The organism is Stenotrophomonas sp. 86428_Sma (assembly GCF_056481585.1).
The window spans coordinates 4,269,461-4,291,007 of the sequence record NZ_CM151156.1 but is presented as its reverse complement, the minus strand read 5'-3'; the positions used below and the strand labels follow the sequence as shown (position 1 = coordinate 4,291,007).

General features: G+C 66.3%; 20 protein-coding genes and 1 pseudogene. 14 read left to right on the top strand and 7 right to left on the bottom strand.

The annotated features are described in order from the left end of the window. Positions 1-90 precede the first annotated feature (90 nt). Positions 91-417 carry a hypothetical protein gene (locus tag ACZK3J_RS19685; protein WP_049399225.1) on the top strand — a complete coding sequence of 109 codons (327 nt, stop codon included), beginning with the start codon at positions 91-93 and terminating at the stop codon, positions 415-417. 69 nt (positions 418-486) lie between these two features. Then, positions 487-2,583 (top strand): prolyl oligopeptidase family serine peptidase, encoded by a 2,097-nt coding sequence (locus ACZK3J_RS19680; RefSeq protein WP_049463220.1) that lies wholly within the window; start codon positions 487-489, stop codon positions 2,581-2,583. 136 nt (positions 2,584-2,719) lie between these two features. Here ACZK3J_RS19680 and ACZK3J_RS19675 read toward each other — a convergent pair whose 3' ends face one another. Beyond that, positions 2,720-3,907 (bottom strand): pyridoxal phosphate-dependent aminotransferase, encoded by a 1,188-nt coding sequence (locus tag ACZK3J_RS19675; protein WP_049399229.1) that lies wholly within the window; start codon positions 3,905-3,907, stop codon positions 2,720-2,722. Between the two features lie 192 nt (positions 3,908-4,099). Here ACZK3J_RS19675 and ACZK3J_RS19670 point away from each other — a divergent pair, with 192 nt between their 5' ends. From ACZK3J_RS19670 to hslU, 9 genes are all read left to right on the top strand, one after another. Then, positions 4,100-6,211 carry a S9 family peptidase gene (locus ACZK3J_RS19670; protein ID WP_478476198.1) on the top strand — a complete coding sequence of 704 codons (2,112 nt, stop codon included), beginning with the start codon at positions 4,100-4,102 and terminating at the stop codon, positions 6,209-6,211. 54 nt (positions 6,212-6,265) lie between these two features. After that, positions 6,266-6,691, top strand: coding sequence for a YbaN family protein (locus ACZK3J_RS19665; RefSeq protein WP_049399233.1), 426 nt, complete (start codon positions 6,266-6,268; stop codon positions 6,689-6,691). 82 nt (positions 6,692-6,773) lie between these two features. After that, positions 6,774-7,046: an LPS translocon maturation chaperone LptM gene (gene lptM, locus ACZK3J_RS19660; protein WP_478476197.1), complete on the top strand. Its 273-nt coding sequence runs from the start codon at positions 6,774-6,776 to the stop codon at positions 7,044-7,046. Continuing rightward, the gene (dapF, locus tag ACZK3J_RS19655; RefSeq protein ID WP_134951029.1) at positions 7,039-7,890 is read left to right on the top strand and encodes a diaminopimelate epimerase; all 852 of its coding nucleotides are present in this window, start codon (positions 7,039-7,041) and stop codon (positions 7,888-7,890) included. Before lptM ends, dapF begins: the two co-directional genes overlap by 8 nt. After that, complete coding sequence (locus tag ACZK3J_RS19650; RefSeq protein WP_049463225.1) at positions 7,887-8,561, top strand: DUF484 family protein; 675 nt, start codon at positions 7,887-7,889, stop codon at positions 8,559-8,561. Before dapF ends, ACZK3J_RS19650 begins: the two co-directional genes overlap by 4 nt. A 13-nt stretch (positions 8,562-8,574) precedes the next feature. Then, positions 8,575-9,465 (top strand): tyrosine recombinase XerC, encoded by an 891-nt coding sequence (gene xerC, locus ACZK3J_RS19645; protein WP_049463226.1) that lies wholly within the window; start codon positions 8,575-8,577, stop codon positions 9,463-9,465. Positions 9,466-9,542: 77 nt separating this feature from the next. Then, on the top strand, positions 9,543-9,743 hold the full coding sequence (locus ACZK3J_RS19640; protein WP_032129030.1) for a DUF3079 domain-containing protein: 201 nt from the start codon (positions 9,543-9,545) through the stop codon (positions 9,741-9,743). 172 nt (positions 9,744-9,915) lie between these two features. Then, entirely contained in the window at positions 9,916-10,467 is a 552-nt protein-coding gene (gene hslV / locus ACZK3J_RS19635; RefSeq protein WP_005411093.1) for an ATP-dependent protease subunit HslV, read from the top strand. A gap of 103 nt (positions 10,468-10,570) precedes the next feature. Beyond that, complete coding sequence (hslU, locus tag ACZK3J_RS19630; protein ID WP_014038532.1) at positions 10,571-11,944, top strand: ATP-dependent protease ATPase subunit HslU; 1,374 nt, start codon at positions 10,571-10,573, stop codon at positions 11,942-11,944. A 54-nt stretch (positions 11,945-11,998) separates the two neighbouring features. On the opposite strand, the gene ACZK3J_RS19625 is transcribed toward hslU, so the two are convergent. Genes ACZK3J_RS19625 through smeT form a run of 3 tightly spaced genes read right to left on the bottom strand, consistent with a single transcriptional unit; the run spans position 11,999 to position 14,192 of the window. After that, positions 11,999-12,991: a Gfo/Idh/MocA family protein gene (locus ACZK3J_RS19625; protein ID WP_149908686.1), complete on the bottom strand. Its 993-nt coding sequence runs from the start codon at positions 12,989-12,991 to the stop codon at positions 11,999-12,001. A 35-nt stretch (positions 12,992-13,026) separates the two neighbouring features. Continuing rightward, positions 13,027-13,536: a MepB family protein gene (locus ACZK3J_RS19620; protein WP_478476196.1), complete on the bottom strand. Its 510-nt coding sequence runs from the start codon at positions 13,534-13,536 to the stop codon at positions 13,027-13,029. Next, the gene (gene smeT / locus ACZK3J_RS19615; protein ID WP_478476195.1) at positions 13,533-14,192 is read right to left on the bottom strand and encodes an efflux transporter SmeDEF transcriptional repressor SmeT; all 660 of its coding nucleotides are present in this window, start codon (positions 14,190-14,192) and stop codon (positions 13,533-13,535) included. Before smeT ends, ACZK3J_RS19620 begins: the two co-directional genes overlap by 4 nt. A gap of 227 nt (positions 14,193-14,419) precedes the next feature. Between smeT and smeD the strand changes: the two genes are divergently transcribed. The 3 genes and pseudogenes from smeD (at position 14,420) to smeF (ending at position 20,250) form a co-directional block, all read left to right on the top strand. Beyond that, positions 14,420-15,604: a multidrug efflux RND transporter periplasmic adaptor subunit SmeD gene (gene smeD, locus ACZK3J_RS19610; protein WP_032129008.1), complete on the top strand. Its 1,185-nt coding sequence runs from the start codon at positions 14,420-14,422 to the stop codon at positions 15,602-15,604. Positions 15,605-15,616: 12 nt separating this feature from the next. Continuing rightward, positions 15,617-18,739, top strand: a pseudogene (gene smeE / locus ACZK3J_RS19605) (multidrug efflux RND transporter permease subunit SmeE). Positions 18,740-18,849: 110 nt separating this feature from the next. Further along, entirely contained in the window at positions 18,850-20,250 is a 1,401-nt protein-coding gene (gene smeF / locus ACZK3J_RS19600; protein ID WP_478476194.1) for a multidrug efflux RND transporter outer membrane subunit SmeF, read from the top strand. A gap of 108 nt (positions 20,251-20,358) precedes the next feature. Here smeF and ACZK3J_RS19595 read toward each other — a convergent pair whose 3' ends face one another. From ACZK3J_RS19595 to ACZK3J_RS19585, 3 genes are all read right to left on the bottom strand, one after another. Then, entirely contained in the window at positions 20,359-20,781 is a 423-nt protein-coding gene (locus ACZK3J_RS19595) for a low affinity iron permease family protein (protein ID WP_032129005.1), read from the bottom strand. Between the two features lie 62 nt (positions 20,782-20,843). Beyond that, a complete protein-coding gene (locus ACZK3J_RS19590; protein ID WP_049463228.1) occupies positions 20,844-21,170 on the bottom strand; it encodes a hypothetical protein in 327 nt (108 codons plus the stop codon). 74 nt (positions 21,171-21,244) lie between these two features. Continuing rightward, positions 21,245-21,505 carry a hypothetical protein gene (locus tag ACZK3J_RS19585; RefSeq protein ID WP_049399251.1) on the bottom strand — a complete coding sequence of 87 codons (261 nt, stop codon included), beginning with the start codon at positions 21,503-21,505 and terminating at the stop codon, positions 21,245-21,247. Between the last annotated feature and the right edge of the window lie 42 nt (positions 21,506-21,547).

The following is a 21,547-nucleotide window of genomic DNA, read 5'->3' as shown; positions in this document are numbered from 1 at the left end:
CGACTGTGTGCACGCGATCCGTCAATGGTGTCGCAACCTGTGAGAAGGGGGTTGCCCATGCTGTGTTGCATTGTCCACCGGAGAAGCCCCATGAACGCACGTTCCGTCCGCCGCTCTGCAACTGAACGCGTCATTCTCGAGCGTGCCGACCCGCGCCTGCTGCGCAGCGTGCAGCAGCTGGCCCTGGCCGGTATGGCGCTGGTACTGGTCTGGCCGGCCGCGCGCGGCAGCAGTGCCTGGCTGGGCTGGCTACCCATGTGGCTGGTGGGCATGCCGCTGGTGGCCTGGTGGGCGTTGCTGCGCTTTCCGTTGCCGCGCCTGTCGTGGCTGCGGCTGGCGCGTCGTACCGGTGGACAGGCACGTCGCCGTAGCGGCGGGGCGGCGCGAGGCCGTCGCGGCTCCACCGCCGCGGCCTGACCTTCGACACGGGGGCGGCCGCGGCGATCCATGCTAGCGTTCCACGGCTTATGACTGCCTGGAGCTGCAATGTCTCGACTCGCTTCCGCCTGCCTGCTGGCCGGCATGATGACCGCTGCCTCGGTGGGGACCGCCGTGGCCGCTGAAGACACCGATCGCTACGCCTGGCTCGAAGACGTCACCGGCGACAAGCCGCTGACCTGGGTCAAGGAACAGAACGCCAAGTCCGAGGCGCGCCTGGCGCAGACCCCGGCCTTCAAGCAGATGGAGACCAGCATCCGCGAGGTGCTCGACTCCGATGCCAAGATCCCCGGCGTGCAGAAGATCGGCGACTACTACTACAACTTCTGGAAGGACCAGCAGCACGAGCGCGGCCTGTGGCGGCGCACCACCCTGGCCGAGTACCGCAAGGCCTCGCCGCAGTGGGAAACCGTGCTCGACCTGGATGCGCTGAACAAGGCCGAGGGTGAGAACTGGGTCTGGCACGGCGCCGATTGCCTGCGCCCGGATTACAGCCGCTGCCTGATCGCGCTGTCGCGCGGTGGCGCCGACGCCGACGTCACCCGTGAGTTCGACCTGGCCAACAAGACCTGGATCAAGGACGGCTTCTTCCGTCCCGAGTCCAAGGGCGGCCTCAACTGGGTCGACCGCGACACCGTGTTCGTCTACACCGACTTCGGTGCGGGCTCGATGACCACCTCCGGCTACCCGCGCGTGGCCAAGCTGTGGAAGCGCGGCACGCCGATGACCTCGGCCACCGTGGTGTACGAAGGCAAGCCGGAGGACATGTACATCGCGGCGATGCACGATGACACCCCGGGCTTCGAGCGCAACCTGGTCAGCCGCACGCTGGCGTTCTACAACAACGAGCTCTACCTGCGTGGCGACGATGGCACGCTGACCAAGATCGACGCGCCGAATTCGGCCGAGAAGGGCCTGCACAAGCAGTGGCTGACCCTGGAACTGCGCGATCCGTGGACCGTGGGCGGCAAGACCTACGCGTCCGGTTCGCTGCTGGCGACGAAGCTGGACGACTTCCTGGCCGGCAAGCGCGACTTCGAGGTGCTGTTCACCCCGACCGCGACCACCTCGCTGGCCGGCGCCACCTGGACCAAGAGCCACCTGGTGCTGAACGTGCTGGATGACGTCAAGAACCGCCTGTCGGTGCTGACCCCGGGCGCCGATGGCTGGCAGACCAGCCGCTTCGTCGGCGCGCCGGCCTTTGGCACGCTGGCCGTGGGCGCAGTGGACAGCAACGACAGCGATGCGGTGTGGCTGACCGCCACCGACTACCTGACCCCGACCACGCTGGCTCTGGCCGAGATCGGCCAGGCGCCGGAAACGTTGAAGACCATGCCGGCCTTCTTCGATGCCAAGGGCAAGGTAATCGAGCAGCACTTCGCCACCAGCAAGGACGGCACCCGCGTGCCGTACTTCGTGGTGCACGACAAGGCGATGAAGCTGGACGGCTCCAACCCGACCCTGCTGTACGGCTATGGTGGCTTCGAGATCTCGCTGACCCCGAATTACTCAGGTGGCATGGGCCGCGCCTGGCTGGAGAAGGGCGGTGTGTACGTGGTCGCCAACATCCGTGGTGGTGGCGAGTACGGCCCGCGCTGGCACCAGGCAGCGCTGAAGCAGAACCGTCACAAGGCCTATGAAGACATGGCTGCGGTGGCGCGCGATCTGGTCAAGCGCAAGATCACCAGCGCCAAGCACCTGGGCGTGCAGGGTGGCAGCAACGGTGGCCTGCTGACCGGCAACATGCTGACCCAGTACCCGGAGCTGTTCGGTGCAGTGGTGGTGCAGGTGCCACTGCTGGACATGAAGCGCTACAGCCACCTGTTGGCCGGTGCCTCGTGGATGGCCGAGTACGGTAACCCGGATACCAGCGACTGGGAGTTCATCAAGACCTTCTCGCCGTACCATCTGTTCAACGAGAAGAAGAACTACCCGCCGGTGCTGTTCACCACCTCCACCCGCGATGACCGCGTGCACCCGGGCCATGCCCGCAAGATGGCGGCGAAGATGATCGACGCCGGCAAGGACGTGACCTACTACGAGAACATCGAAGGTGGCCACGGCGGCGCAGCCAACAACGCGCAGGCCGCACACATGTCGGCGCTGGCCTACAGCTTCCTGTGGGAGCGGTTGGGCGGTAAATAAGCAGAACGGAAAACGCCGCCCCAGGGCGGCGTTTTTCGTTGGGTTCACGTATCCACGCATGGCGTGGATCTCCCTACGTATCGTGCGCTGGGTCAATAGATCCACGCCATGCGTGGATGCCGTTCGCGCAGATCGATCAGGCGCCCCAGCTCTTCAACCCGCGTGCAATCCGCGCCACCGCCTCCTGCAGCCGCGGCACTTCCTGGGTATAGGCCAGGCGCACATGCTGGTTGGCGCGATGGAAACCGAAATCCAGCCCCGGGGTGAACGCCACGTGCTCGGTTTCCAGGAAGTGCGCGCAGAACGCCTGCGCGTCGTCAGTGAACGCGCTGACGTCGGCGTACAGGTAGAACGCACCCTGCGGTTCCACTTCGATGCGGAAACCAAGCTCGCGCAGCGCCGGCAGCAGATAGTCGCGACGCTGGCGGAACGCCTCGCGGCGCTGTTCGAAGATCGCCATCGATTCCTCGCTGAAGCAGGCGAGTGCGGCATGCTGGGCGATGCTCGACGCGCTGATGTACAGGTTCTGTGCCAGCTTCTCCAGGTCCGGCACCGCCGCCGGCGGCGCCACCAGCCAACCCAGCCGCCAGCCGGTCATGCCGAAATACTTGGAGAAGCTGTTCAGCACGAACGCGCTGTCGTCCACCTGCAGCACGCTGGGTGCATCCAGGCCGTAGGTCAGGCCGTGGTAGATCTCGTCCACCACCAGATGGCCGCCACGCGCGTGCAGGGCCTGCGACAGTGCTGCCAGTTCGTCGGCGGACAGCACGGTGCCGGTCGGATTGGCGGGGGAGGCCACCAGTGCGCCGACGCTGTCGGCATTCCAGTGCTGTTCCACCAGCGACGGCGTGAGCTGGTAGGCGGTGTCCGGGCCGACCGGCACCAGCTGTGCACCGCCTTCCACCAGGCGCAGGAAATGACGGTTGCAGGGGTAGCCGGGGTCGGCCAGCAGCCAGTGGCGGCCGGGGTCGACCAGCAGGCTGCTGGCCAGCAGCAGCGCACCGGAGCCGCCGGGAGTGACCAGGATGCGTTCGGGATCGATATCCAGCCCGTAGTGGCTGCGATAGAAGCCACTGATCGCCTGGCGCAGGGCCGGCAGGCCACGTGCGGCGGTGTAGCGGGTATGGCCGGCGGCCAATGCGGCCTGGCCGGCACGCACGACCGGTTCAGCCGTGGTGAAGTCCGGTTCGCCGATTTCCAGGTGGATCACATCGTGGCCCGCCTGTTCCAGCGCCTGCGCGCGGGCCAGCAGGGACATCACGTGGAACGGAGCGATTTCATGACTGCGCCGGCTGTAGCCCGGCGTGTGGGGCAGGGTACTCATGTGCCCATGGTACGCCGCGCGTCCTGGAAGTGCCGGCCGCTGGCCGGCAACCCCCCGCCTCTGTTTATCCCGAGGTTGCCGGCCAGCGGCCAGCACGACCCATGACGATCCGCAGGGTTGCCCGCAACCCTCCTGCAACCCAGACTCGAGCACAAGGACGCCATTGCATTGCGGCTCAAGGAGCCTTATCTCATGAAATCCACCCTCTGCCTGTTGCTTGCGAGCCTGATGACCACCACTGCCATCGCCGCCACGCCGCCCGTTCCGCCGGATGCCGCCAAGCATCCGCATGTGGTCAAGGCGCCGTTCGGCGCGACCCGCAACGACGACTATTACTGGCTGCGCGACGACAAGCGCGAGAACAAGGACATGCTGGCCTACCTGCAGGCCGAGAATGCCTACGCCGACCAGTTGCTGGCGCCGCTGAAGCCGCTGGAAGACACCTTGTACAAGGAGATCGTCGGCCGCATCAAGCAGGACGATTCCAGTGTGCCGGCGCGCGAGCGCGGCTACTGGTACTACAGCCGCTTCGAGACCGGCCAGGACTACCCGATCCACGCACGCCGCAAGGGCAGCATGGATGCCGCCGAGGAAATCCTGCTGGACGTCAACACGATGGCCGCCGGCAAGGGCTACTTCAGCGTCGGCTCGATGGAAGTCAGCCAGGACAACCAGCTGCTGGCCTGGGCCGATGACGATGTCGGTCGCCGCCAGTACACCATCCGCTTCAAGGACCTGGCTACCGGCAAGGTGCTGCCCGATGTGATCACCGGCAGCTCCGGCGACCTGGTCTGGGCCGACGACAACCGCACCGTGCTGTATGTCGAGAACGATCCGGAAACGCTGCTGACCGTACGCGTGAAGAAGCACGTGCTGGGCACCCCGGCCAGTGCCGACACCGTCGTCTACGAAGAGAAGGACGACAGCTTCTACATGGGCATCGGCCGCACTCGCGACGATCGCTTCATCACCATAGGCGTGCACAGCACTGTGTCCTCGGAAGAGCGCTACGCGCCGGCCAGCGACCCGACCACGTTCACCGTACTGGCGCCGCGCCAGCGCGATGTGGAGTACGACGCTGACCACTACGACGGCCGCTGGGTGATCCGCACCAACGACGGTGCGAAGAACTTCAAGCTGGTCACCGCACCGACCGATGCGACCTCGCGCGCACAGTGGAAGGACTGGATCGCGCATGACGATGCGGTGTTCATCGAAGGCTTCGAGCTGTTCGATGCGTACACCGCCATCGCCGAACGTTCCGAGGGCCTGGAACGCATCCGCCTGCTGTTCAAGGATGGCCGCAGCGACTACGTGAAGGCCGATGAGCCGGCGTATTCGATGGGCCTGGGCGACAACACCGAGGCCGATACGCCGTGGCTGCGCTACGTCTACACCTCGATGACTACCCCCACCACCGTGTTCGAGCTGAACACCGCCACCGGCGAGCGTCGCCAGCTGAAGGTGCAGCCGGTGATCGGCTATGACGCGTCGAAGTACGAAACCGATCGTGTCTGGATCACCGCACGCGATGGCGTGAAGGTGCCGGTGTCGCTGGTCTACCGCAAGGGCTACCAGAAGGACGGCAAGGGCGCGCTGTTCCAGTACGCCTATGGCAGCTACGGCATGTCGATGGATCCGTACTTCAACCAGACCGCGGTGAGCCTGCTCGATCGTGGCGTGGTGTATGCCATCGCCCATATCCGTGGCGGCCAGGAGATGGGCCGCGACTGGTACGAGAACGGCAAACTGCTGCACAAGCAGAACACCTTCAACGACTTCATCGACGTCACCCGCGGCCTGGTCGCACAGGGCTGGGCGGCGAAGGATCGCGTCGCCGCGTCCGGCGGCAGCGCCGGTGGCCTGCTGATGGGCGCCGTGGCCAACCAGGCGCCGCAGGACTACCGGGTGATGGTGGCGCAGGTACCGTTTGTCGACGTGGTCACCACCATGCTCGACCCGACCATTCCGCTGACCACCAACGAATACGACGAGTGGGGCAACCCCGAGCAGAAGCAGTATTACGACTACATGCTGTCCTACTCGCCCTACGACAACGTGAAGCAGCAGGCGTACCCGGCGCTGTTCGTGGGCACCGGTCTGTGGGATTCGCAGGTGCAGTACTGGGAGCCGGCCAAGTGGGTGGCCAAGCTGCGTGACGACAACACCGGCCATTACCCGATCCTGTTCCGCACCAACATGGAAGCCGGCCACGGCGGCAAGTCGGGGCGCTTCCAGCGCTACCGTGAACTGTCCGAGTCGTACGCGTTCGTGCTGCAGCAGCTGGGCATCGCCCAGCCGTAATGGTGCAGGGGTGCCGGGCGTTGCCTGGCATCCCGAACCGGTATCCTTGCGGCCATGAGCCAGCCCGACCCCTCCGCATCCCGCGATGCTGCCACGCCACCGCGCGTGGTGCGTTTCCGCTGGGCGTGGTGGCTGCTGGCCTACGTCAGCCTGGGCACCGGTATCGTCGGCATCTTCGTGCCGGGCCTTCCCACCACCGTATTCATCCTGATCTCGGCCTGGGCTGCCTCGCGTGGTTCCGAGCGCCTGCACAACTGGCTGCTGCAGCACCCGCGCTTCGGCCCGGCCATTGCCAACTGGCAGGCACACGGGGCGGTCAGCCGCTACGGCAAGTGGATGGCCACGATCACCATGGCAGTGTGCGCCGGCATCATGCTGTGGTGCGTGCCGATCGCCTGGGTGAAGTGGTTCTCGATCGGCAGCATGACCGTGGTGGCGATCTGGCTGTGGACCCGGCCGCTGCCGCCGCCTGCAGATTGAACGCCTGCGGTGGTGCCGGCCGCTGGCCGGCAACCCGATCCCCTGCACCAACCGCTCAGCCGCCAATGGCTATACTCGGGGCATGAAGATCCCCCATCGAAACGCCATCCTGATTCCGCTGGCAGCGGCCTCGCTGCTGCTCCTCTCCGCCTGCGGCAACAAGGGCCCGCTGGTACTGCCGCAGAAGCCGGTGCCGGTGGAAGAAGCCGTCGAACCGGTTGCCGAGCCCGCTACCGAAGCGACCCCGGCGCAGACCGAAGGCAGCGGCACCCCGGCCACGACCGTGGAGCCGGCTGCACCGACCACGCAACCGGCGCCTGCGCCTGCGAAGAAGGTGGGCGGCGGGAATGAGTAAGGCCGGTTCCAAGGCGCTGCGCTTCAGCAAGATGCATGGCGCGGGCAATGATTTCGTAGTGATCGACCTGCGTGACGGCACTGCGCCGCCCACGCCTGAACTGGCCGCGCGCCTGGCCGACCGCCACACCGGCGTCGGCTGCGACCAGATCCTGACCATCGAAGCGCCGCGCGCGGAAGGCTCGGTGGCGTCGTACCGCATCTGGAATGCCGACGGTTCCAACTCCGAGCAGTGCGGCAACGGCGCGCGCTGCATCGCGGCCTGGCTGGTGCGTGAGGGCAGTGCGCAGGGGGATCAGTTCGTCATCGACAGCCCGCTGGCCAGTCATGAGGTGAAGGCCCTGGGCGATGGCCAGTTCGCGGTGACCATGGGCGTGCCTGCGTTCGAGCCGGTCAACGTGCCGCTGGTGGGCTTCGCCCATGCACGCGAGGAGTACCTGCTGCCGTTGCAGGGCGAGAGCATACGCTTCGCCGCGGTGTCGATGGGCAATCCGCATGCGGTGATCGAAGTGGGCCTGATCGATGCAGCACCGGTCGAGCGCGTCGGTTCGCTGCTGCAGCAGCATGCCTCGTTCCCGCGCTCGGTGAATGTGGGTTTTGCCCAGGTGATGAGCCCGGCGCATGCACGCCTGCGCGTGTTCGAGCGCGGCGTCGGTGAAACCCTGGCCTGTGGCAGTGGTGCCTGCGCCGCTGCGGTGACCCTGATGCAGCGTGGCCGCCTGCAGCGCGATGCGCGCATCAGCCTGCCCGGGGGTGACCTGCGCATCCAGTGGCCGGGCGATGGCCAGCCGGTGGTGATGGCCGGCCCGACCGCATTCGTCTTCGAAGGGGAGTGGATCGCATGACCGAAACCGTCGACAAGCTCGGGGCCCATGAAGTCGCTGCGTGGTTGCGGCGACATCCCGGCTTCCTCAAGCAGTTCCCGGACCTGGCCCTGACCCTGGTGGTGCCACGCGACGACGGCCCGACCGCGTCGCTGGCCAGCTACCAGCTGGAAGTGCTGCGCGAGAAGAACCGCGAGCTGGCACGACGGTTGGCCGATCTGGGTGCCACCGCCCAGGTCAATGAACGCCTGGCAGTGCGCACGCATCAGCTGACCCTGGCGCTGATGAAGCAGGACAACGCCGCCGACACCCTGCGTGCGATGGCAGCCTCGCTGCAGGAAGATTTCGCCGGCGACCTGGTGCGATTGGTGGTGCACGCGCCGGTGGCCGGGCTGGAGCAGGCCGACTGGCTGCAGGTGATTGCTGCAGATGATGCGCAGCTGGGCCCGTTCCGCGATTGTCTGAACGACGGCGAGCCGATCTGCGGCCGCCTGCAGCCGGAAAAGAACGCCGTGCTGTATGGCGTGCGCAGCGAAGAAGTGCAGACCACCGCGCTGTTGCCGTTGCCGGGCGTGGGCCTGATTGCTGTGGGCAGCCACGACCCGAACCGCTTCTACCCGGGCATGGGCACGCTGTTCCTGCGCATGATGGGCGATGCGTTGGCCACCGGCCTGAAGCGCTTCCCGGGCTGAGCAGGATACGACGATGAGCGCGGTACAGGCCTTCCTGCAGCATCTGCAGGTAGAGCGGCGGATGTCGGCGCATACGCTCGATGCCTACCGCCGTGACCTGGACGCGTTGTCGGTCTGGGCCGAGCCGCGCGGTGTTGCGGTGGACGCACTCGATGCCGAGGCGCTGCGCCAGTTCGTTGCCGATGAGCACCGCAGAGGCCTGTCACCCAAAAGCCTGCAGCGCCGCTTGTCGGCCTGCCGCAGCTTCTACGCCTGGCTGTTGAAGCATGGACGCATCGAGGTCAGCCCGGCGGCGACGCTGAAGGCGCCACGCGCACCGCGCCGGTTGCCGCAGGTGCTTGACGCCGACGAAGCCGTGCAGCTGGTCGAGCTGGAACCGGAAGGTGAGCTCGGCCGCCGTGACCGCGCGCTGCTGGAACTGTTCTATTCCTCTGGCCTGCGCCTGAGCGAAGTCTGCGCGCTGACCTGGCGCGACCTGGATTTCGACAGCGGCCTGGTCAACGTGATGGGCAAGGGCAATCGCCAGCGCCGCGTGCCGTTCGGCCGGCCTGCACGCGAAGCGCTGCAGGCGTGGCGTGCGGAAAGCGGGGGCGGCCCGGCCTCGCCGGTGTTTCCCGGCCGCAACGGGCCGATCAGCCAACGCGCGGTGCAGATCCGCATCCGCCAGCTGGCGCAGCGCCAGGGCCTGTTCAAGCACGTGCACCCGCACATGCTGCGGCACAGTTTCGCCAGCCACATCCTGGAATCGTCCGGTGACCTGCGTGGCGTGCAGGAACTGCTTGGCCATGCCGACATCGCCACCACGCAGATCTACACCCACCTTGATTTCCAGCACCTGGCCAAGGTCTACGACGCCGCGCATCCACGTGCGAAGCGCCGCAGCAAGGACGACAAGGCTGAATAAACCGTCCTTGATCTGGATCAGGGCAGGGCGGGCGCTACCGGCGCATCGTGGCCGCAGGCCACGAGGACACCGCCACCATGGCGAAGCCCATACCGTTGCATCCCAAACACCCCGAGCGCATCTGCTGGGGCTGCGACCGCTACTGCGCGGCTGACGCCCTGGCCTGCGGCAATGGCTCCGGCCGCACCCAGCATCCGATCGAGACGCAGGGTGAAGACTGGTACCTCGCCTGGGGCATCGAGCCCAATCCGGACCGGCCATCGCAGGCCAAGCGCTGAACGGCAGGCGTTCCACGTTCGGGCGGCGGGGTCCGCGCGCATTGCGATGCGCTCGTTAAAAGGGCGCCCTCTTCCCATGGGGCGCCACCAAGCGCTGAACGGCAGCCATCCGCGCAGGCTTGATCGCACCCGGCGCTGTCCCCATGTCCCGTGAACAGCTATCGGAGGCCGCATGGACCCCAGTCAGAATCCCAACGTTTTCCACGCCACCACCATCGTCTGCGTCCGTCGCGGCGAGCACGTGGCCATTGCCGGCGACGGCCAGGTCACGCTGGGCCACACCGTGATGAAGGGCAATGCACGCAAGGTGCGCCGTCTCGGACGTGATGGCCAGGTGCTGGCCGGCTTCGCCGGTGCCGCCGCCGATGCCTTCACCCTGTTCGAGCTGTTCGAGGCCAAGCTGGAAAAGCACGGCCAGCTGCAGCGCGCTGCGGTCGAACTGGCCAAGGATTGGCGCACCGAGCGCCGCCTCGGCAAGCTCGAGGCCCTGCTGGCAGTGGCCGACAAGGAAACCTCGCTGATCATCAGCGGCACCGGTGATGTGATCGAGCCGGAGGACGGCATCATCGCAATCGGTTCCGGTGGTTCCTATGCACTGTCGGCCGCGCGCGCACTGATGGCGCACACCGAACTGGATGCGCGCACCATTGCCAGCGAAGCGATCGGCATTGCCGGCGACATCTGCATCTACACCAACCGCAACGTGGTGGTCGAGGAGCTGTGAGGGGCGTGCCGGCCGCTGGCCGGCAACCTCATGATCCCCCGCACGCGTGCCTGGTTGCCGGCCAGTGGCCGGCACTACCGACACTGAATCCGTGAGCACATCCATGTCGAAGATCGAAGTTTCCTCCGCCACCATGACCCCGCGCGAGATCGTGCAGGAACTGGACCGGCATATCGTGGGCCAGCACGACGCCAAGCGCGCCGTGGCCATTGCCCTGCGCAACCGCTGGCGCCGCATGCAGCTGGTGCCCGAGCTGCGCAATGAAGTGATGCCGAAGAACATCCTGATGATCGGCCCGACCGGCGTCGGCAAGACCGAGATCGCGCGTCGACTGGCCACCCTGGCCAACGCGCCGTTCGTGAAGGTTGAAGCCACCCGCTTTACCGAAGTCGGCTACGTCGGCAAGGACGTCGAGCAGATCATCCGCGACCTGGCCGATACCGCGGTCAAGCTGTACCGCGAACAGGCCAAGGTGCGCGTGCGTACCCAGGCCGAGGAGCGCGCCGAAGACCGCATCCTCGATGCGCTGCTGCCGCGCCGCAGCGGTGGCATCGGTTTCGATCCGGAAGTCGCCCGCAACGAGCCGTCGGCGCAGGACAACGAGACCCGCATCAAGTTCCGCAAGATGCTGCGCAACGGTGAGCTGGACGAACGCGAGATCGAGCTCGACCTGGCTGCCAACGTCAGCATGGACATCATGACCCCGCCGGGCATGGAGGAAATGGGCCAGCAGCTGAAGTCGATGTTCGCCAACCTCGGCGGCGGCGCCAAGGCGCACAAGCGCACGCTGACCATCAAGGCCGCGCGTCCGCTGCTGATCGAGGAAGAAGCCGGCAAGCTGGTCAACGAGGACGACATCCGCACTGCCGCGATCGAGGCCTGCGAGCAGCACGGCATCGTCTTCATCGACGAGATCGACAAGGTTGCCAAGCGTGGTGACAACGTGGGTGGTGGCGACGTCTCGCGCGAAGGCGTGCAGCGCGACCTGCTGCCGCTGGTGGAAGGCTCCAACGTGTCCACCAAGTACGGCACGATCAAGACCGATCACATCCTGTTCATTGCTTCGGGTGCGTTCCACCTGGCCAAGCCCAGCGATCTGATTCCGGAGCTGCAGGGCCGCTTCCCGATCCGCGTGGAGCTGGGTGCGCTGAGCAAGGGTGATTTCGTGCGTATCCTGACCGAGCCGAAGGCCGCGCTGACCAAGCAGTACGAAGCGCTGCTGGCCACCGAAGGCGTCAAGGTCAGCTTCACTGCCGACGCCATCGATCGTCTGGCCGAGATCGCCTTCCAGGTGAACGAGCGCCAGGAGAACATCGGTGCCCGTCGCCTGCACACCGTACTGGAGCGCCTGTTGGATTCGCTCAGCTACGAGGCACCGGACCGCGACGGCGAAACCCTGGCCATCGACAGCGCTTACGTCGATGCGCACCTGGGTGAGCTGGTGCAGGACCCGGACCTGAGCCGCTACATCCTGTAACGCCCGACGCTGCAAAGCATGAGGCCGCCGAAAGGCGGCCTTTTGCGTTGGCAGTCAGCGCGAGTGCCGTGTGCGGTAGGCCTGCAGCACCTGGTCGATCACCGCACTGGTGCGGGCGGCGCTGATGCCGTTGGATGGTGAGTGGCCGCTGCCGCGCAGCTCATCCACCAGAGTGGCGATCAACGGCTGCTGGATCGACGGCGGGTTCGGGATGTCGAACGCCTGCACGCCCGCTTCCGTCTCCAGAACCACTGGAACGTCCTCGAAGGTGGCAAAGCGCAGTTGTCCGCGATCGCCGGTGATTTCGATTTCATCCTGGCGGCGGAACGCGCAGAAACTCCATTGCGCGATGCCGTGCGCCCCCGTCCCGGTGCGGAAGCACATCGAAACGCTGTCCTCGGCGGCGTAGGCGCCGGTCAACGAGCTGGCCAGGCCACGCACATCGCTCAGCGGCCCCAGCAGATGATCCAGCAGGTCCAGGGTGTGCGAGCCCAGATCGACGAACAGCCCGCCGCCGGCGATCGCCGGGTTGGTCCGCCAGAAGTCCGGCGATGCAGCGTTCGCCGAATGCGGCCGGTGCAGGGTGGCGTGCACGCTGCGCGGCGTGCCGATCGTGCCGCTGTCCAGCAGCCGCTTCACCTGCGCGAAGCGGGGCAGGGCGCGGCGGTAGTAGGCCACGAACACCGGCACGCCACTGCGCGCGCTGGCTTCAATGATGCGCTGGCACTCGCCGTGATCCATGGCCATCGGCTTTTCGATGTAGACCGGCTTGCCCGCGGCAATCGCCTGCAATGCGTAGTGCATGTGCGTGGAGGGCGGCGTCGCAACGTAGATCGCGTTCACTTCCGGGTCGGCGATGAGTGCATCGGCGTCCGCGTACCAGCGGGGAATCGCATGGCGCCGCGCATAATCCTCGGCCAATGCCGCATTGCGGCGCATGACCGCGGCCACCCGTGAGCCCGGCGTGTTGGCCAGGGCCGGCCCGCTCTTCTTCTCGGTGACGCTGCCACAGCCGATGAAGCCCCACACCACGTTGTCCAGGATCATCACGATGCGTCCAGAAAAGGGAAGGTCCGCCGGGTTCAACCCAACAGTGAGCGTAATCGATCACCGGCGGAGGCGGAGACATCGGCACCGGTGGGCAGGAAGCAACGAAGCTGCCACTGCCGGGTCCGGATCGCGTCCTTTGCGGTCGGCGTGCTCCACGGCGGATAGACACGGAGGGCGCGCTTTCCGCCCTCGCCATCGCGCGACATCACGCCGCGCTCGATCAGCAGGTCACGACTGAAGATGAACTGTCCGCGCTGTGTTCCGTCGAAGACCGCGATCACCACGAAGTGCACAGCATCGGCTGCATCCAATGGAGCGATATCAGAACCGGGGGCGGGGCGCTTCCACAGGGTTACGAACTGGCCGGTCTTGGTGGGGGTGATCTTCGCGACGCGGAACACGATGCTGTGACCCTCAAGGGGAAAGCGGCAGGCACCGTACTCTGCGCTTTCCGCTTCCGCCACGATCGGTCCGGTCAACTGCAGCCCTGCGGGCAGGTAGAGATCGTGCAGTGCCGCAGTGGCGGCAGCAATGCCGCTCATGCTTCCGGCAGCGGCTCGGGCACCGTTCCGGGCACGAACACGCCTTCTTTCACGTAGGCGGCCAGGGTCATGTCCAGCGCAAGCATGCCGTCGCGCTTGAGGTCCATCAGTTCCGGTTCGACCATCGCGCCATGCAGTACGCCCAGCACAGTGGCGTGCAGCATGCGCGCGGCGATCTTCGGGTCCGCGCCTTCGCGCAGCTGGCCCAGGTCCTGGGCCCGGCGCAGGGCGCGCTCCATCCGGTCCAGCGCGTCGCGGAAGCCGGCCTGCTGCATTTCGGTCAGCACCTTGGTATCGGCCGAGGCGTCGCTGCGCAGCATGATCTCCATGGTCTTGCGCAGGCGTTCGTCCTCGGACAGCTCGATGAACGAGTGGATCATCACTGCGCTCAGGTCGTGCACCGGTGTGTCGCGCTGGTCGGTGGAGGTGCGCTCCAGTTCCTGCATGAAGGGCAGGTGCACCCGTTCGACGATCGCGGCCAGCACCTCGCTCTTGTTCTTGAAGTGCCAGTACACCGCGCCACGGGTATAGCCGGCGCGGGCACCGATCATCTCCAGCGTGGTACGGGCCACGCCGTGTTCATGGAAGCAGGCTTCGGCGGCGTCAAGGATGCCTTCCCGGGTTGCCTGGGTGTCCTCTTTGGTCTTGCGGGCCATGGGTGTGGGTACGAGTGCGGGTGAAACGTGGCTGAATTGTACCGGTTTACAAACAAACAAGCATGTATGTATATTTCGCACCCATCATTCCCGTCGTGTGCGTGGCAGGCCCGTCCGGCTCCCACTCCACCCGGGTCGGCGCTGTTCGCACGGTCTTCACCTTCGCTGGTGGAGGGTCCGCCGTATCAGCGCTGGCTGAGACCCTTTCCTTCAAGAGCCTTTCCGTCATGTTGCTGAGCCGAATCCGACCCTTTGCACTGTCGCTGGCAATCGCCGCGACCGTGGCTGCCTGCGGCGGCCAACCCCAGGCCCCCGAACAGGGCCCGGGTGACGTCACAGTGGTCACGCTGAAGTCCGAGACCGTGGGCCTGACCCGCGAGCTGCCGGGCCGTACCAACGCCTTCCTGGTCGCCGAAGTGCGTCCGCAGGTCAACGGCATCGTCGCCAAGCGCCTGTTCACCGAGGGCGGCATGGTCAAGGCCGGCGAGCCGCTATACCAGATCGAGGACGCCAGCTACCGCGCACAGGCCAACAGTGCCCGTGCGCAGCTGGCGCGTGCCGAGGCCACCGCCAACGCCGCGCGCCTGAGCGCCAAGCGCATCACCGAGCTGGCCAAGGTTGATGCGGTCAGCCAGCAGGACCTGGAAAACGCGGTGGCCGCGCAGAAGCAGGCCGAGGCTGACGTGGGCGCCGCCAAGGCCTCGCTGGATGCGGCCAACGTCACTCTGGGCTACGCCCGCATCACCGCCCCGATCAGCGGCCGCATCGGCAAGTCCAGCGTCACCCAGGGTGCGCTGGTCAGCGCCGGCCAGGCCAATGCACTGGCCACCGTGCAGCAGCTGGACCCGATCTATGTCGACCTGACCCAGTCCTCGGCCGAGCTGCTGCAGCTGCGTCGTGAGCTGGCCGCGGGCCGCCTGCAGGACAACCAGACGCTGCCGGTCAGCATCCTGATGGAAGACGGCAGCACCTTCGAGCACAAGGGTACGCTGGAATTCTCCGAAGTCAGCGTCGACCCGGCCACTGGCAGCTTCGGCCTGCGCGTGAAGGTGGACAATCCGGATGGCCTGCTGATGCCGGGCACGTACGTGCGCGCGGTGATCGGCGGCGGTGTGCGCAGCGATGCAGTGCTGGTGCCGATGGCCGGCATCGCCCGCGATCCGAAGGGTGACACCTCCGCGATGGTGGTCGACAAGGACAACAAGGTCGAAGTGCGCCCGGTCAAGGTCAGCCGCACGGTCGGCGACAAGTGGCTGGTCGAGGACGGTCTGAAGGCCGGCGACAAGGTCATTGTCGAAGGCCTGCAGAAGATCGGCCCCGGCATGCCGGTCAAGGCCACCGAGAAGGGCGCTGCTCCGGCCAAGCCGGCAGCGGCCGCCCAGCCTGCCGCTCCGGCCGGCGACGCGAAGTAAGCGGAGAACCCCATGGCACGCTTTTTCATCGATCGACCCATCTTTGCATGGGTGATCGCCATCATCATCATGCTCGCCGGCGGCCTGGCCCTGTTCAAGCTGCCGGTCTCGATGTACCCCAACGTCGCACCGCCGGCGGTGGAAATCAGCGCCACCTACCCGGGTGCATCGGCCAAGGTGGTCGAGGACTCGGTGACGCAGATCATCGAGCAGAACATGAAGGGCCTTGATGGCCTGATCTATTTCTCCTCCAACAGCTCGTCCAACGGCCAGGCCACCATCACCCTGACCTTCGAGAGCGGCACCAACCCGGACATCGCCCAGGTGCAGGTGCAGAACAAGCTGTAGCTGGCCATGCCGCTGCTGCCGCAGGAAGTGCAGCGGCAGGGCATCAACGTGGCCAAGTCCAGCTCGGGCTTCCTGAACGTCATTGCGTTCGTGTCCGAGAACGGCAGCATGGACGCCAACGACATCGCCGACTACGTCGGTTCCAATGTCGTCGACCGTCTGAGCCGCGTGCCGGGCGTGGGCAACATCCAGGTGTTCGGTGGCAAGTACGCCATGCGCATCTGGCTGGACCCGAACAAGCTGCATACCTATGGCCTGTCGGTTGCGGAAGTGACCGCAGCAGTCAAGGCACAGAACGCCCAGGTGGCCATCGGCCAGCTCGGCGGCGCGCCGTCGATCAAGGGCCAGCAGCTCAACGCCACCATCAATGCGCAGTCGCGCCTGCAGACCCCGGAACAGTTCCGCAACATCATCGTGCGCGGTGCGCAGGACGGTGCCGAACTGCGCCTGGGCGATGTCGCCCGCGTCGAACTGGGTGCAGAGTCCTACGACTTCGTCACCCGCTACAACGGCCAGCCGGCCAGCGGCCTGGCGGTTACCCTGGCCACCGGCGCCAACGCGCTGGATACCGCGGCCGGCGTGGATGCCGCGCTGCAGGACATGAAGAGCTTCTTCCCGGCCGGCCTGAAGGCCGAGATCCCGTACGACACCACCCCGTTCGTGCGCGTGTCGATCAAGGGCGTGGTGCAGACCCTGATCGAAGCGATCGTGCTGGTGTTCGTGGTGATGTACCTGTTCCTGCAGAACTTCCGCGCCACCCTGATCCCGACCATCGCCGTGCCGGTGGTGCTGCTGGGTACTTTCGGCGTGCTGGCGATGCTGGGCTTCTCGGTGAACATGCTGACCATGTTCGCGATGGTGCTGGCGATCGGCCTGCTGGTGGACGATGCCATCGTGGTGGTGGAGAACGTCGAGCGCATCATGTCCGAGGAAGGACTGTCGCCGCTTGAGGCCACCCGCAAGTCGATGGGCCAGATCACCGGCGCGCTGGTGGGTATCGGCCTGGTGCTGTCGGCGGTGTTCGTGCCGATGGCCTTCATGAGCGGCTCCACCGGCGTGATCTACCGCCAGTTCTCGGCCACGATCGTTTCGGCGATGGCGCTGTCGGTGCTGGTCGCGATCGTGCTGACCCCGGCGCTGTGCGCGACCATGCTCAAGCCGCTGAAGAAGGGTGAGCACCACGTCGCACACAAGGGCTGGTCCGGTCGTTTCTTCAATGGTTTCAACCGCGGCTTCGACCGCACCAGCGAAAGCTACCAGCGCGGCGTGCGCGGCATCATCCACCGTCCGTGGCGCTTCATGGGTATCGTGGCGGCACTGTTCGTGCTGATGGGCGTGCTGTTCGTGCGCCTGCCCAGCTCGTTCCTGCCCAACGAAGACCAGGGCGTGCTGATGGCGCTGGTGCAGGCGCCGGTCGGTGCCACCCAGGAACGTACGCTGGAATCGATCGCGGCACTGGAAAACCACTTCCTGCAGAACGAGAAGGATGCGGTGGACTCGGTGTTCTCGGTGCAGGGCTTCAGCTTCGCCGGTATGGGCCAGAACGCGGGCATGGCATTCGTCAAGCTGAAGGACTGGAGCGAGCGTGACGCCGACAATGGCGTGATGCCGATCACCGGTCGCGCGATGGCGGCACTGGGCCAGATCAAGGATGCCTTCATCTTCGCCTTCCCGCCGCCGGCCATTCCGGAACTGGGTACCGCTTCGGGCTACACCTTCTTCCTGAAGGACAACAGCGGCCAGGGCCACGAGGCACTGGTGGCCGCGCGCAACCAGCTGCTGGGCCTCGCCGCCGGCAGCAAGAAGCTGGCCAACGTGCGCCCGAACGGCCAGGAAGACACGCCGCAGTTCCGCATCGACATCGATGCAGCCAAGGCGACCTCGCTGGGGCTGTCGATCGACCAGATCAACGGTACCTTGGCCGCCGCATGGGGCAGCTCGTACATCGACGACTTCGTCGATCGTGGCCGCGTCAAGCGTGTGTTCGTGCAGGCCGACCAGCCGTTCCGCATGGTGCCGGAGGACTTCGATCTGTGGTCCGTGAAGAACGACAAGGGCGAGATGGTGCCGTTCAGCGCGTTCGCCACCAAGCACTGGGACTACGGTTCGCCGCGTCTTGAACGCTACAACGGTGTGTCGGCGATGGAAATCCAGGGCGAACCGGCCCCGGGTGTCGCGTCCGGTGACGCCATGGCCGAGATCGAACAGCTGGCCAAGCAGCTGCCGGCGGGCTTCGGCATCGAGTGGACGGCGATGTCCTACCAGGAACGCCAGGCCGGCTCGCAGACGCCGCTGCTGTACACGCTGTCGCTGATGATCGTGTTCCTGTGCCTGGCCGCGATGTATGAAAGCTGGAGCGTGCCGACCGCGGTGCTGCTGGCGGCCCCGCTGGGTATCCTCGGCGCGGTGCTGGCCAACACCTTCAAGGGCCTGGAGCGCGACATCTACTTCCAGGTGGCGATGCTGACCACGGTGGGCCTGACCAGCAAGAACGCGATCCTGATCGTCGAGTTCGCCAAGGAAAACCTGGAGAAGGGGGCCAGCCTGATCGAGTCGATCATGCACGCCGTGCGCGACCGCTTGCGCCCGATCGTGATGACCTCGCTGGCCTTCGGCATGGGCGTGGTGCCGCTGGCAATCTCCACCGGTGCCGGCTCCGGTGCCAAGCAGGCGATCGGCACCGGTGTGCTTGGCGGCATGATCGTCGGCACCGTGCTCGGCGTGTTCTTCGTGCCGCTGTTCTTCGTGGTGGTGCAGCGCGTGTTCAAGCGCAAGTCCACGACGTGACCTGAAACGGTAGTGCCGGCCGCTGGCCGGCACCTACTGCCCGCGTGATGTGAATCCAACGAGGTTGCCGGCCAGCGGCCGGCACTACCTCCTGCCATCCGGCAGTACCGATGGAAGTCATTCCCATGAAAAGTGCATCCCTGTTTCTTTCCATTGCCGCCGCGCTCGCGCTCGCCGGCTGCTCCACCCTGGTGCCGAAGAACACCGCCGTTGCTCCGGCCATTCCGGCGCAGTGGCCGGCCGAGGCCGCGCAGGGCGAGGTGGCCGATGTCGCCGCCGTCGGCTGGCGCGACTTCTTCACCGATGCGCGCCTGCAGCAGGTGATCGACCAGTCGCTGCAGAACAACCGCGACCTGCGCGTGGCCGTACTCAACGTTGAACGCGCGCGCGGCCAGTACCGCGTACAGCGCGCCGACCGTGTGCCCGGCGTGGCCGTCACCGGCCAGATGGACCGCCGTGGTACCGACGCCGGTGTCACCGAGCAGTTCACCGCCGGTGTTGGCGTAGCCGAGTTCGAGCTGGATCTGTTCGGCCGCGTGCGCAATCTCAGTGAAGCGGCGCTGCAGCAGTACTTCACCGTGGCCGCCAACCGCCGCAACGCGCAGCTGAGCCTGGTGGCCGAGACCGCCACGGCGTGGCTGACCTACGGGGCTGATGCGCAGCGGCTGAAGATCGCCGATGCCACGCTGAAGACCTACGAGGATTCGCTGCGGCTGGCCGAGGCCCGCCACGAGCGTGGTGGCAGTTCGGCGCTGGAGCTGACCCAGACCCGTACCCTGGTCGAGACCGCACGTACGGATGCTGCACGCCTGCGTGGCCAGCTGGCCCAGGACCGCAATGCGCTGGCGCTGCTGGCCGGTGGCCAGTTGGATCCGGCACTGCTGCCGGACAGCATCGAACCGCAGCTGCTGGCACTGGCACCGCCGCCGGCCGGCCTGCCCAGCGACGTGTTGCTGCAGCGCCCGGACATCATGGCCGCCGAACACCAGCTGCTGGCGGCCAACGCCAACATCGGTGCGGCACGCGCGGCGTTCTTCCCGAGCATCTCGCTGACCGGCAGCATCGGTAGTGGTTCGAGCGAATTGTCCAACCTGTTCGACAGTGGCACCCGCGTGTGGAGCTTCCTGCCGAAGATCACGCTGCCGATCTTCCAGGGCGGCAAGCTGCGCGCCAATCTGGCCATCGCCAATGCGGACCGTGACATTGCGCTGGCGCAGTACGAGAAGTCGATCCAGGTGGGCTTCCGCGAAACCGCCGATGCGCTGGCGTTGAACGTCAGCCTGGATGAGCAGGTGAGTTCACAGCAGCGCCTGGTGGAAGCGGCCGAACAGGCCAACCGCCTGTCGCAGGCACGCTACGACGCTGGCCTGGACAGCTTCGTGACCCTGCTTGATGCGCGCCGTACCGCCTACAACGCGCAGCAGACCCAGCTGCAGGCGCAACTGGCCCAGCAGGCCAACCGCATCACCCTGTACAAGGTGCTGGGCGGCGGCTGGCACGAGCGCGGGTAAGCAGTGCTTCTGGTAGGTGCCAACCTTGGTTGGCACAATGCCGGCCGCATGCGCTGACGCATCCGTGCCAACCAAGGTTGGCACCTACCAGAGCAGGTGGCGCTACCGTTACACCGCTTCATCGTCGCGCCGCGCTGCATGGCAGGCGCGCACACGCGCCAGCGCGTCGCCAGCTTCGCGCGCCATCTGCTCGTACTCGCGCCGGATCTCTTCCAGCCGCTCCTCGTCCAGTTCTTCCAGATCCAACAGTTCGTTGTTGGCTTCGGCCGTCGCGCGGATCAGCTCGTCCAGCTTGATCTGCATCGCGGCGGTATCTGCGTTCTGCGTGTGCTGGATCAGGAACACCATCAGGAAGGTGATGATGGTGGTACCGGTGTTGATCACCAGCTGCCAGGTGTCGTTGAAACCGAATACCGGGCCACTGATGCCCCAGATCACCACGATCGCTACCGCGGCCAGGAAGGTCCACGGCGAGCCGGTGGCGGCCGCGGCCTTCTTGGCGATCGTATTGAACAGGTTGCGTGCTTTCATCGTCGTCGTCCCACTCAGGTGACGAGGATGATCGGCAGCGGCTCGTGCAGGGGCTGTGCAGCTCAGGCGCGCAGGCGCGGGGCGTCCTGCAGGCGCACCGGGCTGGTCTGGTAGACGTGCTGCCAGCAACGGTCGACGAATTCGCGGGCCTGGGCTTCGCTCAGGCGCGGCATGATCTGCAGGGCGTACTGGGTCTGGAACATCTCGTCGCGCTGCGCATTGCTGGCGCGCGGCTGGGTGATCAGCGAATCGCAAGCGAACTTGATCCACGGTACGTACGAGCCGAACGAGTTGTGCGCCAATGCACCGTCGGCATGCTGGCGGCGCCAGTGGTCAAGCTCAGCGTCAACATTGATGACCGGGGGAATGGTGGGGACTTCGGCGTGCATGTCGATCCAATCGGTTGAAGTGGATGGGAGTGGGGGTTCATCGCAGTGTGGCCCGGACCCCGGTGGATACCGCGTCAGGGAGATGTGCAGCCGGCGTTGCGATTGCCTATCAGTTGCGCATGCTCGACCGCGCCCATCTCTTCGGCCATGTCGGCCATGGCATTGCAGAGGCGTTCGTGTTCGAGCGGATGGCCGCGCACCAGTTCCAGCTGCAGGCCCTGGTAAGCGGTCCAGAACCGGGCGCCACGCTGATGCAGCGCGAACTGCTGCTGCAGGCGCTTGCGGATGGCGTCAAGGATCGGGTCGGGCGTGGGGCGTACGGCGTGCGCGCACATGGCTGGCTCCGCCGGGGAAGGAAGGTCCCGGTAGCCCCACCC